The sequence below is a fragment of the Anaerosoma tenue genome, from assembly GCF_023161965.1.
In the GTDB taxonomy this organism is placed as follows: Bacteria; Actinomycetota; Coriobacteriia; order Anaerosomatales; family Anaerosomataceae; genus Anaerosoma; species Anaerosoma tenue.
This window is the reverse complement of the sequence record NZ_JALNTY010000002.1, coordinates 275692-289438: the sequence shown is the minus strand read 5'-3', so window position 1 is coordinate 289438 and position 13747 is coordinate 275692. Positions and strand designations below refer to the sequence as shown.

The following is a 13747-nucleotide window of genomic DNA, read 5'->3' as shown; positions in this document are numbered from 1 at the left end:
CATCGGGGCCCGGAAGGAGGTACGTAGATGAGCGAATACGCACGTAAGCCGAAGCGGCGCTACTGCGCGTTCTGCAAGGACAAGGTCGAGTACATCGACTACAAGGACATCAACATGCTGCGCAAGTACACCACCGATCGCGGCAAGATCAAGCCGCGGCGTGTCTCGGGCAACTGCGCGCAGCACCAGCACCAGGTGGCCACTGCCGTCAAGCGCGCCCGCGAGATGGCACTGATCCCTTACGCGGTGCCTGTGGTGAGCGGGAAGGTCGATGGCAAGGGCCGGAGATGACACCTCGGCCGCCCAGGGCGGTCGGGCCGCGCTCGTTCCGGTGATCGGTGCGATCGCCGGCTCGCTGCTCGTGGTGCTCGTCCACCCGGTCGTAGGCCTTCCGGTGGCGGCATCGGCGATCGCCGCGCTGTGGGCGCGGGGTCGCGGATCCGTGGCCATCATGAGTGCGGTGGCGGGTGGAGCGGTCGCCACGGCGTTGTCGTCGGTGTCCGCATACATCCTGTTCGTCCCGCTCATGGGTGTACCGGTCACGGCGCGTGTGCCGTACGTCCACTTCGCGTGGGTGACGGTCTCGCTGCTGGTGTGCGGTATCTTGACAGTAGGGTTGCTCAAGCGGCTGGGTGCGCTGAGCGTAGTAGGCATCGTGACTCTGGTGCTTTCTGCGGTCGAGCTGATAGCCGTTGCATCACTGGCATCAGGAGCAGGTCTTTCCGCCACGGAGTACGTGACGGCAGCCACGCGTGAGATGGCAGCCCTGGCCGGCATGGCGGACGAGCTCGTGGATGCGTTCGTGGAAGGCTGGCCTGCGTTGTTGGTGACGATGAGCGGTGCGACCGCCTTGTTCGCGGTCGCTGCCGTCGCCGGATCGGCGTCACGGTTCGACCAGCGGGTGAGAAGGTTCCCGGCCCTGGCCGATCTCGACCTCGACCCGAAGACGGCGTTGCTTGCCATCGCCGCTGTCGGCGCGTTGGCGGTAGGGCGTTTCGTGGCCGAGACCGCTCCCGTGGTCGAACAAGCGGGCATGAACCTGTTGGTGGTCGCCAGGATGGTGTTCCTCCTGCAGGGGGTCGCGGTCTTCGCGGGACTGTATCGCCGGGCAGGCGTTTCCCGGTCGTTCCGGTTCCTTGGGTTCGCGATCCTGGGTGTGACCGAGATGCTCTTCCCGGCGGTCAGTCTGACCGGCTTGGCGGACATCTGGCTCAACCTCCGGCGATTGCCGAGGGATGGAGCCACCCCCGGGGACCGGAAGGACGGTCCTGCGGGAACGTAGTCGAACGAAGCAGTACTGTACCGCGCCGCTTCAGCGGAGCGGCGAGGAACGAGTAGGAGAGACGATGAAAGTCATCCTTTTGTCCGATGTGAAGGGCAGGGGTAAGGAAGGCGACGTGATAGAGGTCGCACGTGGCTTTGCCACGAACTACCTGCTGCCCCGCAAGATGGCCATACAGGCCACCCCCGGCAACCTCAAGCAGCTCGAGGCCCGGGTGCACAACATCAAGAAGCGCGAAGAAGCCAAGCGTTCCGAGGCCGAGGTCCTGGCGGCGAAGGTCGAGGGTAGCTCGATCGTCATCGAAGCCAAAGCCGGCGACACCGGTAAGCTGTTCGGCTCTGTCACCGGAGGCATGGTGGCCGACGCGCTCATCGAGCAGATCGGCGTGGATGTCGACCGCAGGAAGCTCGATCTCCACGGCCACATCAAGACCCTCGGCGAGCACGTGATCGACGTGCGGTTGTACGACGATGTCACCGCACAGGTGACTCTCAACGTCGTGCCGCTGGGTGGCGTGCCGGTAGCCGAGCCCGAGGCCCCTACTGCCGAGGAGATCGTCGCCGAGGCGGAGGCCATGGAGGCCGAGGCGGAAGCCGAGGCTGACGCCGTCGCGGAGGCCGAGGCTGCAGAAGACGACACCGAGGGCGAACCAGTCGAAGAGTAGTACGAGGCCGGGCAAGGGTGGCGCCGCCCGGCGGCGCCACGTACGCCCGATAAGGAGTGCTCGATGGCCGACGACGCTGTGCAGGCTCTGCGAGAGCGGGTCCCACCGCACAACAACGAGGCCGAGCAGTCAGTGCTCGGCGCCATGTTCCTTTCCGTCGATGCGGTGGAGAACTGCCTGGCGCTCGTCTCGGCGGAGGACTTCTACAGGCCTCAGCATCAGCGCATATTCGGCGCGATCCGTGACCTCCACCAGCGCGGCGAAGCGGTCGACCAGATCACCGTGGCCGCGCGTCTCGAGTCGAACGGAGACCTGGAGGCAGCCGGCGGGAAGCCGTACCTGCTCGACCTCGCCGGTGCGGTGCCGTCGGCCGCCAATGCCGAGCACTACGCGCGCATCGTCAAGCGCACGTCGCTCCTGCGCCAGCTGATCGGCGCCGGCACAGCGATACAGGTGATGTCGTACGAGAACCCCGACGACATCGATGAAGTGGTAGAGCGTGCCGAGAAGGCCGTGTTCGATGTCACGAACAAGCGCGTCACTTCACGGTTCCAGCCGCTCGGCGACCTGATGAAGACGGGCTTCGAGGAGATCGAGCACCTCTACGATCACAAGTCGCATATCACCGGCGTGCCCACCGGCTTCCCCGACCTGGACAAGATCCTTGCGGGCATGCACCGGGGCGATCTGATCATCCTGGCCGCGCGCCCCTCGGTGGGGAAGACGGCACTCGCGCTCAACATCGCCGTGAACGCCGCCAAAGCGGGTGCGTCCACAGCGATCTTCAGCCTCGAGATGTCCGCCTCCCAGCTCGTGCAGAGGATCCTCTGTGCCGAGGCGCGGGTCGACTCCCAGAAGCTGCGGACGGGTTATCTCGCCGACGAGGACTGGCCCGCGCTCATGCAGGCCATGGGGCGCCTCGGGTCGATCCCGTTGTGGGTGGACGACACGCCGTCCATCTCCATACTCGAAGTGCGCGCGAAGGCGCGCCGCCTGCTGAGAGACCAGGGTCAGAAGCTGATCGTGCTCGACTACCTGCAGCTGATGCAGCCGCATGGAAGACGCTCAGAGAACCGTCAGGTGGAGATAGCCGAGATCTCCCGCGGCCTCAAGATCCTCGCCAAGGAGCTCGACTGCCCGATCCTTGCGCTGTCGCAGCTGTCCCGTGCGGTGGAGCAGCGCACGTCCAAGCGGCCGCAGCTGTCCGACCTGCGTGAATCGGGCGCCATCGAGCAGGACGCCGACGTGGTGATGTTCATCGACCGCAACACCGATCCCACAGCGGAGGCCGAAGGCAACCGTCCGGGCAAGGGCGAGGCCGAGATCATCGTGGCGAAGCACCGTAACGGACCCGTGGACAGCTGTAGGCTGGCGTACCTCGAGCGCATCACGCGTTTCATGCCGCTCGCGCGCACACCGTAGAGACGGGACCGGTAGGAGGGGGATCGTCATGGGCGACGACCGATACGATGTGATCATCGTGGGGGCGGGACCCGCCGGCATCTTCGCGGCGATCGAGATCATCCACGCACACCCTGATCTGCGGATACTCCTGCTCGAGCGGGGCAAGCCGATCGCACAGCGTTCGTGTCCCGCCCGTGAGACCTCGTGCGTGAACTGCCCCACTTGCGCGATCATGACCGGCTGGGGAGGCGCAGGAGCATTCTCGGACGGCAAGCTCACCCTCTCCACCGATGTGGGCGGGTGGCTGGGCGAGTACGTGGGCCTGGACAGTCTCGAACGGCTGGTGGACGACAGCGACGCCATCTGGTTGCGTTTCGGCGCTACACCGCAGGTCCACGGCCCCGATCCCTCGACCGCCGAGAGGCTCGTCCACGACGCGACGCTCGCGGGGATGCGCCTCGTCCCCATGCGGATCAGGCACATCGGCAGCGACCGATCACCCGACGTGCTGCAGGCGATGCACGATCATCTCGCCGAGGTGGGCGTGGAGATACGCACGAGCACCGAGGTGGCGCGCATCGTCGCGAGCGATGATCGTGTGGAGGGGGTCGAGCTCACCGACGGCACGAGCATCCGCGCCGGCGTGGTGATAGCGGCCCCCGGCCGCGACGGGGCCGACTGGCTCGCCGGACAGGCCCGCTCCCTCGGCATCCCGCTTGCCAACAACGCGGTGGACATCGGCGTGCGGGTGGAGGTGCCCGCTCCGGTGATGGAGCCGCTGACCGACCACCTCTATGAGGCCAAGCTCATCCAGTACTCGCGTAGCTTCGGCGACCAGGTGCGTACGTTCTGCATGAACCCCTATGGTGAAGTGACCACGGAGAGCTACGGCGATATCGTCACCGTGAACGGTCACTCGTATGCGGACAAGCGGACCGGCAACACCAACTTCGCGGTCCTCGTGAGCCAGAGTTTCACGCGCCCGTTCCAGGAGCCCATCACGTACGGGACGTCGATAGCCCGTCTTGCGAACCTGCTCGGCGAAGGGATCCTCGTACAGCGCCTGGGCGATCTGCGCGCTGGCCGACGTTCCACGGCCAAGCGCCTGGCGCAGTCCATCGTCGAGCCCACGCTTCGAAGCGCGACACCCGGGGACCTGTCGTTCGTCCTCCCGTACCGGCACCTCACCGACATCCTCGAGTTCATCGAGTCGCTCGACGCGCTCGCACCAGGCGTCGCCTCCGACGGGACGCTGCTCTACGGGATCGAGGTGAAGTTCTACTCGTCGCGGCTGGAGCTCGACAACGACCTGCAGACACGTATCGCCGGACTCTACGCGGTGGGCGACGGCGCAGGCGTGACGAGAGGCCTCGTGCAGTCGGGCGCGAGTGGACTCGTTGCGGCGAGGGCGGTAGCGGCCAGGCTCTGAGCGCGCTATCTGAGCAGGTTACGCACCTCTGTGACGATACTCTCGGGGAGAGCCACGGCGCCGCCGTAGACCTCCACCAACTGCACGGTGGGCTCAGTGGAGTCCACGAGCGTCCTCGCTTCCGGCACGAGCCCGGATGGGCTCGTCAGTATCAACGGTGACGCCCACGATCCGCAGGCCACTCCGCCGCCAAGCGCATCGGCGAAATTCGTACCTGTGGCAACGCCGAGCGCGAAGTACGGACGGTATGGCGCGCCGAGGATCTGCTCGAGTGCGATGGCCGTCGTGTACCGGTTCGATCCGTAGATCCGGATACCCTCGTCCACCATCAGTCGTGCCGCCACGCGGTCCAAGATGGCGTTCGGGCCTCCTGCCACCACCGCGAATTCGATGTGGCGGTCCCAGAACACGCTCGAGGTCTCCGGGGGTATCGCGTCAGGCTGCACAAGGAGAACCGGTACCTGGTACCAGTACGCCCAGGGTGAGACGGCCAGCGCGTCAGCGAAGTCGTCTCCTCGCACAACGAACACCTCGGGCGACCCGTTCCGAGCCAGGACATGGCGGGCGATCAGCGCTGCGGTGTCGTAGCGGTTCTTGCCGGCGAAGCGTGTGACCGAGTAGCCCGCCGAGCGAAGTGCGTTCTCGACCGATGTTGAGATAACGCTCGTGCCACCGGCCAGAAAGACCCGCCAGACCCCGAGACGCTCCAGTTCGCCGAGGAGTCCGGGGGGTAGGCTGTTGGCTGGCGTGAGAAGGAGCGGAGCGTCGTAGAGTCCGCATAGCCCTGAGGCGGCGAGTGCGTCTGGGTAGTCGGCTCCGGTGGCGATGACCGCGCTCCCGGTCTCGGTGAAGTTGTACCGGGAGATGGCGATTGCGGTCTGGTAGCGATCCGTGCCCGATACGCGCTGCGGCGTGGCAGGCACCGGCTGCGCGGACAGGGGCGGGGACATCGGCCCCTCGATCCCTCGGGCAGCATCGACCACGGATACCTTGTACCAGTACGTCGTACCGTTCGCGAGCGGGGTGTCCCACCAGAAGGGATCGTCGCTTGAGATCATCGGTGCGTACGTGCCGAACTGCGACGATGCGCGCCAGAACCGGTACTCCGCGTCGACGACGTCTGTCGTCTCTTCGCACATCACGAGTACGAGCCGGTTGCCCGGCACCGCGTGTGCTCCGGGCGGGAGCGGGGGGACGGGCTCCGACTGATCCGCGGCGGCGGCGTCGATGGTCGGCGCGAGCGCTGTGAGCCCGCCGAACAACCAGACGTCGGTGAGATGTGCAGCTGAGTCGTACAGGAAGCGGTCGACCACGTAGGAGAGGCGTTCGGGCCGGGTGAACAGCGCAGGAGCCCCCTGGGCGCCGAGTGCGGCACCCGCTCCAAGTGCTTCGTAGGGGCCCGTGGCGTCTCCGTTGATGATCCCTGCAAGACTCCAGGAGCCGATCCATCCACGGTAGGCGCACGCCTCGGCAAAGCGCACCGACAACACACCCGGATCCTCGTGAGCGATGACGGCGGGAAACACCCACTCGGACAGTCCCGAGTGGATCGCGTCGAGTTCCGAGAGCCGCCCGGACCACAGCACGAGTATCTCGGACACGTCCAGAGAGTCGAGCATCGATGCGGTCTCGGGGGGCACGGAACAGTCACCGGCGCTCACGTTGTCGACGATCAGTATGGGGATATGGCGGGCCCACGAGATCGGGCCGGCCAGGACCGCGCCCCTCCACTCGTCCACCACGATCACCGAGTCGGGCATCGCGGCGCCGAGTTCGGCCTTCATCCGTTGCGCCACATTGGCCGCGCGCGCCGTCGCTGTGGCGCCGCCTATACGCTCCGTTGCGATGCCGAGGTCCTCGATGGCCGTCTGCACCGGGCTGCCGATCACCGACGTGTCTCCGATCAGGAAGACTTTGGTGACCCCCAGGTCGACGAGAGCGTTGCGGGTGTCGGCGGGGAGCAGGGATGACGTCGTGGCGAGGACGGGCGCGTCGAACACGCCGGCGAGCCCCGAGGCGAACCCGCAATCGTAGGTCTGTTCGCCGCTGACGATGACGGCGACCTCCGCGGAGGAGAATGAGCGGTCCACGGCCTCCGCGACTGTTGCGAAGCGATTGGCGCCCATTATGCGAGTGACGATGAGATCGGTCGCAAGGGGAGCGACGCCCTGGGCCGACAGCCCGCTGGCCGCAACCTGCGCATCGACCGCATCAGCGTCGGCCTCGCCGGCTGTAATGCCGGCGAGGACCTGCGCCTGACTCGTCTGGTCGGGCAGTGTCGCCGGGCCTTCGGCCGCGTCGCCACCGATCGCCTCCCGGAGCGTGCCGGCGCGATGCGGCGCGGCGACTGCCGCCGCGCTCTCCATCGGCATCAGGACGGATGCGGCGCCGCTCGCCATGAGTGATGCGACGACCATGAGACACACGGCACGGCCAAGAGAGCTGTACTTCATCAGGAATCCCCTCGCAGAGTGAGGACGCGGATCGCACCCCTGAGAGGTCTTCGTTATGGAGTCCTGGTATCCTGCCGGCCGGATTCCCGGCCAGTGCCCATCAGCCCGATCGTGCCCCGCACTTGACACAACCGCACCCTCGGCACAAGAATACCCCCCAGGGTATAAAGGCTCTGCTGTGGAGGTGTTCATCCGTGTCCGATGTGTCGACGGCCCCGCTTCATCCGTTCGTCCGAAGCCTTGGGTCGCTCTCCAAGCGCCTCGTGATCCTGATCCCGGTCTCGATGCTTGCTGGGCTTGCTGCGGGGCTCCTCTTCGACGCCAGCGCGCTCCAGGCGCTTGTGCTTCCCATGACGATGCTCATGGTCTACCCGATGCTCGTGAACTTCCGCATCCGCGAGGCGCTCGACCTCAAGGACGGCCGAGCCATCGGTCTTGCCATGCTTCTCGACTTCGTCGCCCTGCCGGCCATGGCGTGGCTGCTCGCAACGCTGTTCTTCCGGGACGAACCGGGGCTGTTCGTGGGCATGGTCCTCGCGGGGCTGTTCCCTACGAGCGGCATGACGATCAGCTGGACGGGGTTCGCCGGCGGTAATGTGGCTGCGGCCGTGAAGATGACGGTCATCGGGCTCATCGCCGCCTCGCTCCTGGCGCCCGTCTACCTGCTCGGCCTGGCCGGAGCGGTGGTCGAGGTGGACTTCATGGGCGTGCTGCGTACCGTCGTGTTCGTGGTGGGCATACCGCTCGTCGCCGGCCTTCTCACCCGCAGCGTGCTCACCCGAAGGTTCGGCGCGCAGCGGTACAAGACCCGTATCGCGCCGGTCTTCCCCGGACTCTCGACGGTGGGCGTGATCGCCATCGTGTTCATCGCTATCGCGCTCAAGGCCCGGATGATCGTGAGCGACCCCGCTCTCGTGGTGCGCATCCTGGTGCCGCTCGCGGTCTTCTACGCGGTCAACTTCGCGCTCTCCACCGTCGTGGGTCGTGCACTGCTCGGCCGGGGCGACGCCATCGCCGTCGTGTACGGCACCGTGATGCGAAACCTGTCCATCGCCCTCGGCATCGCCATGACCGCGTTCGGCTCGGAGGCCGCGCTGGTGCTGGCTACCGCCTACATAGTCCAGGTGCAGTCGGCCGCGTGGTACGTGAAGGCGACCGACCGTGTCTTCGGACCATCGGGCGCGGAGCCCTCGCCCGCACCCGCTGGTACGGGGCACGCGAAGGCTCCGGCCGCCTGATGGGGGGCTAGGCGTCGATCGGGAGCAGCTGGTCGTAGTCGTCGAGCGTCTGCGGGCCGTAGAGCATGACGCCCTCGCTCGAGAACACGGTGACCTTGGTGCCCTCGATGTAGAACTCCACAGCATCCACCGTGGGGAACTGGTCGAGCGTGTACACGACCTGGGCGAGCCGCGCGGTCACGCCGAACGTTCCGCCACCCGACTCGAACTCCTCGGAGAGGTCGATCTTCGCGATCCCGTCGTCGATGGTGAGCCCGAGGAGCTGGGTCCCCTCGGGGATCGCACTGCTGATCGCCGGCCAGGTGCCCTGCTCTGCGTCGGTGGGACCGTCGAGCAAGGCCTCGATCGCGGCTGTGCCGATGGCCTTCGTGTACGGCAGCGTCCGCTCGATGCCGAGCGCGTTCTCACCTGCGGAGACCCAGTACAACCGCACGGTCAGCGTCTCGGGTGTGTCCGCTTCGTCGTTGCCGCTGTCCTCTCCGGACGCCCCGTCGTCAGCCGGCGCCTCATCGGGCTCCGTAGAGCCATCATCGACAGGCGTGCCGTCCTGGTCATCGGCAGGGGAGTCCCCGTTCGTGGCCGGCGGGGTGGTGTCGGTGTCGGCATCATCCGAGCACCCCGCGAGCATCGGCAGCGACAGGGCCATCGCGATGACGACGGCGATGCTGATCCAGCGTAGGGAGCGCATGTGGATCCCTCCTTGTGTCCGCGGTCCGGCATGCTGCCTGGCCCCGCATGGACGTACATTCCCCGTAGCGCGTTACTATCTCAATGACGGTCGGGCCGTGCAAAACGTTCCGCTACACCCGGATATCGTCATGGAGGTACACGTGAAGAATCCCGCAGGCGCCGAGTGCGCCCTCTACTACGAGGACTTCGCGCGCGGCGCCGCGCTCCAGGAGTGTCGAGCCGCCAGACAGCCCGGATCCGCCGAGTGGCGACCGGATGTGTGTGCCGGGTGCGCGGTACCCGGCATCCTGAAGGCCAACGGGAGCGCACGGCTTGTGATCAAGATCTCCATCGCGCGCGGCCTGCTGCGGAGGCGCCCCCGGGTACAGGTGCGCGCGTCGTGCTCGGCGCACGGGGGTCCGCTCACGGATCCCTACACCGGCTGCCAGGCGTGCAATGCCGAGGCCGACGACCTGCTGCGGCGCGCTCTCGACTAGCGCGAACCGCCTCGGTCAATCATACTAACCACCGCGTCCCGGCTGCGGGGCGTGCGCGTGCGTCGCCTGGCTCGGCGGCGCGCCCGGCCCGGGAGCGGCGGCGAGGGTCCGCGGGGCCGAACACACCGAGGAGCTCATCGCATGGCGGGTATCGTCCTGGTCGGCGCCCAGTGGGGCGACGAGGGAAAAGGTAAGATCACCGACCTGATCGCCGACGACTTCGACTATGTCGTCCGCTTCCAGGGAGGCAACAACGCCGGACATACGGTCATGCATGCCGGGAAGACCCTGAAGCTGCATCTCATCCCGAGCGGCGTGATGTATCCGCATATCACACCGGTGATCGGCAACGGCTGCGTGATCGACCCGAAGGTGCTGCTCGAGGAGATGGATCGTCTCGAGGCGGACGAGATCTCCACCCACCGGCTGCTGATCAGCTGCAACGCGCACCTCATCATGCCGTACCATCGCGATCTCGACGGGGCCAGTGAGCGTCGGCTGGGTTCCCAGGAGATCGGCACCACACGACGCGGGATCGGCCCGGCGTACATGGACAAGGCCTCACGTCTCGGCCTGCGCGTGCAGGACCTCGTGGACGAGCACATCTTCCGCAAGAAGGTCGAAGCGGCGCTCCATGAGAAGAACGACATCCTCGAGAAGGTCTACGGCCTGCCGACGTACACCGTCGACCAGATCGCCGACGAGTACCTGGCGTACGCGGAGCGCATCAAGCCGCACATCGCCGAGACGAGCGCGCTCATCAACCGCGCCCTCGACGCCGACCAGTGGGTGCTGTTCGAGGGAGCGCAGGGCGCGCTCCTCGACCTCGATCACGGCACGTACCCCTTCGTGACATCGAGCTCGCCTACGGCGGGCGGGGCATGCACCGGCGTGGGCGTGGGTCCCAAGCGCATCGATCGCGTGCTCGGCATCGCCAAGGCCTACATCACCCGGGTAGGCTCGGGTCCCTTCCCCACGGAACTCTCGGATGAAGTGGGCCGCTCGCTCATCGAGGTCGGCGCCGAGTACGGCACGACCACCGGTCGTGAGCGCAGGGCCGGTTGGTTCGACGGCCTCATCGCACGGTTCGCCGTGCAGATCAACGGCCTTACCGATCTGGTGATCACCAAGCTCGACGTGCTGTCCCACCTCGACCGGATCAAGGTCTGTGTGGCGTACGAGTACGAGGGAAGCCGCTACAACGACCTACCGGCGCACCAGACCGTCTTCCACCACGCACGCCCGATCTACGAGGAGCTCCCCGGGTGGAAGACCGACATCACCCACTGCCGCACATTCGAGGAACTGCCCAAGGCTGCGCAGGACTACATCACGTTCCTGGAGGATCTCGCCGAGGTCCCGGTGGCGATGATCGCCGTGGGCCCGAGCCGTGAGCAGACGATCATGCGGCGATGGCCGTCACGGCCGTAGAGCTGCTCGCCGGCGCTCTCTCTTCCGCTACAATCGGGTTCACCATTCGAACCTGATCGCTCGGGGGTAGTAGCCATGCGTGTTCTCGTTCTCGGCGGTGGCGGTCGCGAACATGCGATCGTAACCGCGCTCTCTCGGTCACACCACGCGCCTGAGATCTTCTGTTCGCCGGGCAACGGCGGCACCGCCGCACTCGGTACGAACGTCTCGATCCCGGAGGACGACCCGGTCTACGTTGCCGAGTGGGTGGAGCGCAACGCCATCGACTTCGTCATCGTGGGCCCGGAAGCTCCACTCGTAGTCGGCACGGCCGACATCCTTGCTGCCGACGGAGTGCCCGTGTTCGGCCCGAAAGCCGCCGGTGCGCATCTGGAGGGCTCGAAGGCGTATGCCAAGGAGCTGATGGAGCGTCACGGCATCCCCACCGGACGGTATCGCCTCGTGCAGACGAACGAAGAGGCGAAAGAGTACCTTGATGAGGTCGGAGCGCCGGTGGTCGTCAAGGCCGACGGGCTCGCGGCGGGAAAGGGCGTCACGGTGGCCGAGACGGTCTCCGACGCACTCGGTGCGGTGCGCCAGTCGCTGGACGGCCACTTCGGCCCGGCGGGCGACCTCGTGGTGATCGAGGAGTATCTCGAAGGGCCCGAGTGCTCGCTTCTCGCATTCACCGACGGGGACACCGTGCTGCCGATGATCCCGGTGCAGGACCACAAGCGTGCGTACGACGATGACAAGGGGCCCAACACCGGCGGTATGGGCGTCTACGCGCCCGTTCCCGTTGTGGACGAGGCCGCGTACGCCGCGATGACGTCGATCCTCGAGAAGACCGTGGCGGCACTCAAGAGCGAGGGCGTCGTCTACCAGGGCGTGCTTTATGGCGGATTCATCCTCACGGCCGACGGCCCCAAGGTGCTTGAGTTCAACGTGCGCTTCGGGGACCCCGAGACGCAGGTGATCCTGCCGTTGCTCGAGACCGACCTCCTCGACGTGATGATGGCGGTGACCGAAGGTCGTCTCTCCGAGGTCGAGCTCGCCTGGCGAGACGAAGTCGCGCTGTCCGTTGTTCTCGCATCCGGCGGCTACCCCGGCACCTACCCCAAAGGGAAGCCCATCCGCGGGCTCGAGGAGGCCGGGGAGATCGAGGGCGTCACGGTGTACCATGCCGGCACCGCGATGGACGCGGGCGGCCGGCCGGTCACCTCGGGCGGCCGGGTGCTCAACGTCACCGCCGTAGCGCCCACGTTCATCGAGGCGCGCGATCGGGCCTACCGGGCCGTCGACGCGATCTCCTTCGAGGACATGCACTTCCGGACGGACATCGGCCTCAAGGCGATCCGCGCACGGGGCGAGGCCTGATGCTTGCCGAGCGCCTGCTGTCCCGCGCGGTCAGCGTCACCCAGGGCGGGTACTTCGCCAAGACGCCCCGCCCGGTCCCATCGCTCCCGGGCCCGGAGGCTGGCAAGCAGTACCTGCTCTATGCGCACGTGCCGTTCTGTGAGCGGCTCTGCCCGTACTGCAGCTTCAACCGCTTCCCGTTCTCCGAGGATCCGGCGCGGAAGTACTTCAAGAGCCTGCGCCAGCAGATGCGCATGGTTGCTGACCTCGGCTATGCGTTCGACTCGCTGTACATCGGTGGTGGCACCCCCACGATCCTTGTGGACGAGCTCTGCGAGACGATCGACCTGGCACGTGAGCTGTTCGGCACTCTCGAGGTCTCGACCGAGACGAATCCCAACCACCTCATCCCGGAGATACTCGATCCGCTTAAGGACCGTGTGCAGCGGATGAGTGTGGGCGTGCAGAGCTTCGATGACGGTCTGCTCAAGGAGATGGATCGCTACGACAAGTACGGCTCCGGCGCCGAGATACTGGAGCGCCTGCAGTCGCTGGAGGGCTTCTTCCACTCGCTCAACGTGGATATGATCTTCAACTTCCCGAGCCAGACCGAGGAGATCCTCCGGCGCGACGTGGAGATGGTCAAGGCGAGCCGCTGCAACCAGACGACCTTCTACCCGCTCATGGCGTCGCGTTCGGTTGAGGCCAGCCTCAAGAGGACCGTGGGCATGGTCGACTACGACCGCGAGGCGCGGTTTTACAAGATGCTCGTCGACCAGCTCGCCGACACCTTCGAGCTCTCCACCGCGTGGACGTTCTCGCGGATCGGCGGCGGCATGATCGACGAGTACATCGTGGACTACGAGGAGTACGTGGGCATCGGCAGCGGCGCGTTCAGCTACCTGCGCGGTGACATCTACCTCACCACGTTCTCGCTGCGCGACTACTCGGCGACCATCGAGCGCGGCACCATGCCCGTGGCGGTAGGCAGCGCCTCGAGCAGTCTGAAGAACCGCATGCGCTATCGGTTCCTCATGTCGCTCTTCGGGCTCAGGCTGGACAAGAAGGCGTTCGAGCGAGACTTCGGTGTGAGCGTCGAGCGCGGACTGCCGCTGGAGATGCTGTTCTTCCGCGTGTTCGGCGGCTTCGCCACCGACGACACGGAGGAGTTGACGCTCACCGAGAAGGGCCGCTACCTGGCGGTGGTGATGCAGCGTACGATGTTCGCACAACTGAACGACCTGCGAGACGCCGCTCGCAAGGCGCTGGCACCGGACGAGCGCGAGCTGTTGTTCGGCGACGGGTCCGGCGGATGTGGTGCGCCGGACGGGTGCGAGTAGGATAC

The 13747-nt window shown here is 66.5% G+C and carries 12 protein-coding genes; 10 read left to right on the top strand and 2 right to left on the bottom strand.

Features of this window, described 5'->3' with window-relative positions; genetic code table 11:
• Positions 1–27: 27 nt before the first annotated feature.
• From rpsR to MSB02_RS06380, 5 genes are all read left to right on the top strand, one after another.
• Positions 28–291: a 30S ribosomal protein S18 gene (rpsR, locus tag MSB02_RS06400; protein ID WP_267194404.1), complete on the top strand. Its 264-nt coding sequence runs from the start codon at positions 28–30 to the stop codon at positions 289–291.
• Positions 272–1282 (top strand): DUF2232 domain-containing protein, encoded by a 1011-nt coding sequence (locus MSB02_RS06395; protein ID WP_267194403.1) that lies wholly within the window; start codon positions 272–274, stop codon positions 1280–1282. The genes rpsR and MSB02_RS06395 overlap by 20 nt, the downstream gene beginning before the upstream one ends.
• Before the next feature lie 64 nt (positions 1283–1346).
• Positions 1347–1946: a 50S ribosomal protein L9 gene (gene rplI, locus MSB02_RS06390; RefSeq protein WP_267194402.1), complete on the top strand. Its 600-nt coding sequence runs from the start codon at positions 1347–1349 to the stop codon at positions 1944–1946.
• A 63-nt stretch (positions 1947–2009) separates the two neighbouring features.
• A complete protein-coding gene (gene dnaB / locus MSB02_RS06385) occupies positions 2010–3368 on the top strand; it encodes a replicative DNA helicase (protein ID WP_267194401.1) in 1359 nt (452 codons plus the stop codon).
• A 28-nt stretch (positions 3369–3396) separates the two neighbouring features.
• Complete coding sequence (locus tag MSB02_RS06380; protein WP_267194400.1) at positions 3397–4779, top strand: NAD(P)/FAD-dependent oxidoreductase; 1383 nt, start codon at positions 3397–3399, stop codon at positions 4777–4779.
• 5 nt (positions 4780–4784) lie between these two features.
• Here MSB02_RS06380 and MSB02_RS06375 read toward each other — a convergent pair whose 3' ends face one another.
• Positions 4785–7232, bottom strand: coding sequence for a cell wall-binding repeat-containing protein (locus MSB02_RS06375; RefSeq protein ID WP_267194399.1), 2448 nt, complete (start codon positions 7230–7232; stop codon positions 4785–4787).
• A gap of 194 nt (positions 7233–7426) precedes the next feature.
• On the opposite strand from MSB02_RS06375, the gene MSB02_RS06370 reads away from it, so the two are divergent.
• The gene (locus MSB02_RS06370) at positions 7427–8470 is read left to right on the top strand and encodes an arsenic resistance protein (RefSeq protein ID WP_267194398.1); all 1044 of its coding nucleotides are present in this window, start codon (positions 7427–7429) and stop codon (positions 8468–8470) included.
• 7 nt (positions 8471–8477) lie between these two features.
• Here the strand turns inward: MSB02_RS06370 and MSB02_RS06365 are convergent, their stop codons facing one another.
• A complete protein-coding gene (locus MSB02_RS06365) occupies positions 8478–9158 on the bottom strand; it encodes a GerMN domain-containing protein (protein WP_267194397.1) in 681 nt (226 codons plus the stop codon).
• Between the two features lie 142 nt (positions 9159–9300).
• On the opposite strand from MSB02_RS06365, the gene MSB02_RS06360 reads away from it, so the two are divergent.
• From MSB02_RS06360 to MSB02_RS06345, 4 genes are all read left to right on the top strand, one after another.
• Positions 9301–9636 carry a hypothetical protein gene (locus MSB02_RS06360; protein WP_267194396.1) on the top strand — a complete coding sequence of 112 codons (336 nt, stop codon included), beginning with the start codon at positions 9301–9303 and terminating at the stop codon, positions 9634–9636.
• A 141-nt stretch (positions 9637–9777) separates the two neighbouring features.
• Positions 9778–11067 carry an adenylosuccinate synthase gene (locus tag MSB02_RS06355; RefSeq protein ID WP_267194395.1) on the top strand — a complete coding sequence of 430 codons (1290 nt, stop codon included), beginning with the start codon at positions 9778–9780 and terminating at the stop codon, positions 11065–11067.
• A 75-nt stretch (positions 11068–11142) separates the two neighbouring features.
• A complete protein-coding gene (purD, locus tag MSB02_RS06350; RefSeq protein ID WP_267194394.1) occupies positions 11143–12423 on the top strand; it encodes a phosphoribosylamine--glycine ligase in 1281 nt (426 codons plus the stop codon).
• Positions 12423–13742, top strand: a complete 1320-nt coding sequence (locus MSB02_RS06345; RefSeq protein WP_267194393.1) for a coproporphyrinogen III oxidase family protein — start codon at positions 12423–12425, stop codon at positions 13740–13742. Before purD ends, MSB02_RS06345 begins: the two co-directional genes overlap by 1 nt.
• Positions 13743–13747: the final 5 nt, after the last annotated feature.

Bases quoted from the DNA above. Each gene is read 5' to 3' on its own strand.
- rpsR (WP_267194404.1), top strand. From the start codon at position 28: ATGAGCGAATACGCACGTAAGCCGAAGCGGCGCTACTGCGCGTTCTGC.
- MSB02_RS06395 (WP_267194403.1), top strand. From the start codon at position 272: ATGGCAAGGGCCGGAGATGACACCTCGGCCGCCCAGGGCGGTCGGGCC.
- rplI (WP_267194402.1), top strand. From the start codon at position 1,347: ATGAAAGTCATCCTTTTGTCCGATGTGAAGGGCAGGGGTAAGGAAGGC.
- dnaB (WP_267194401.1), top strand. From the start codon at position 2,010: ATGGCCGACGACGCTGTGCAGGCTCTGCGAGAGCGGGTCCCACCGCAC.
- MSB02_RS06380 (WP_267194400.1), top strand. From the start codon at position 3,397: ATGGGCGACGACCGATACGATGTGATCATCGTGGGGGCGGGACCCGCC.
- MSB02_RS06375 (WP_267194399.1), bottom strand. From the start codon at position 7,232: ATGAAGTACAGCTCTCTTGGCCGTGCCGTGTGTCTCATGGTCGTCGCA.
- MSB02_RS06365 (WP_267194397.1), bottom strand. From the start codon at position 9,158: ATGCGCTCCCTACGCTGGATCAGCATCGCCGTCGTCATCGCGATGGCC.
- MSB02_RS06355 (WP_267194395.1), top strand. From the start codon at position 9,778: ATGGCGGGTATCGTCCTGGTCGGCGCCCAGTGGGGCGACGAGGGAAAA.
- purD (WP_267194394.1), top strand. From the start codon at position 11,143: ATGCGTGTTCTCGTTCTCGGCGGTGGCGGTCGCGAACATGCGATCGTA.
- MSB02_RS06345 (WP_267194393.1), top strand. From the start codon at position 12,423: ATGCTTGCCGAGCGCCTGCTGTCCCGCGCGGTCAGCGTCACCCAGGGC.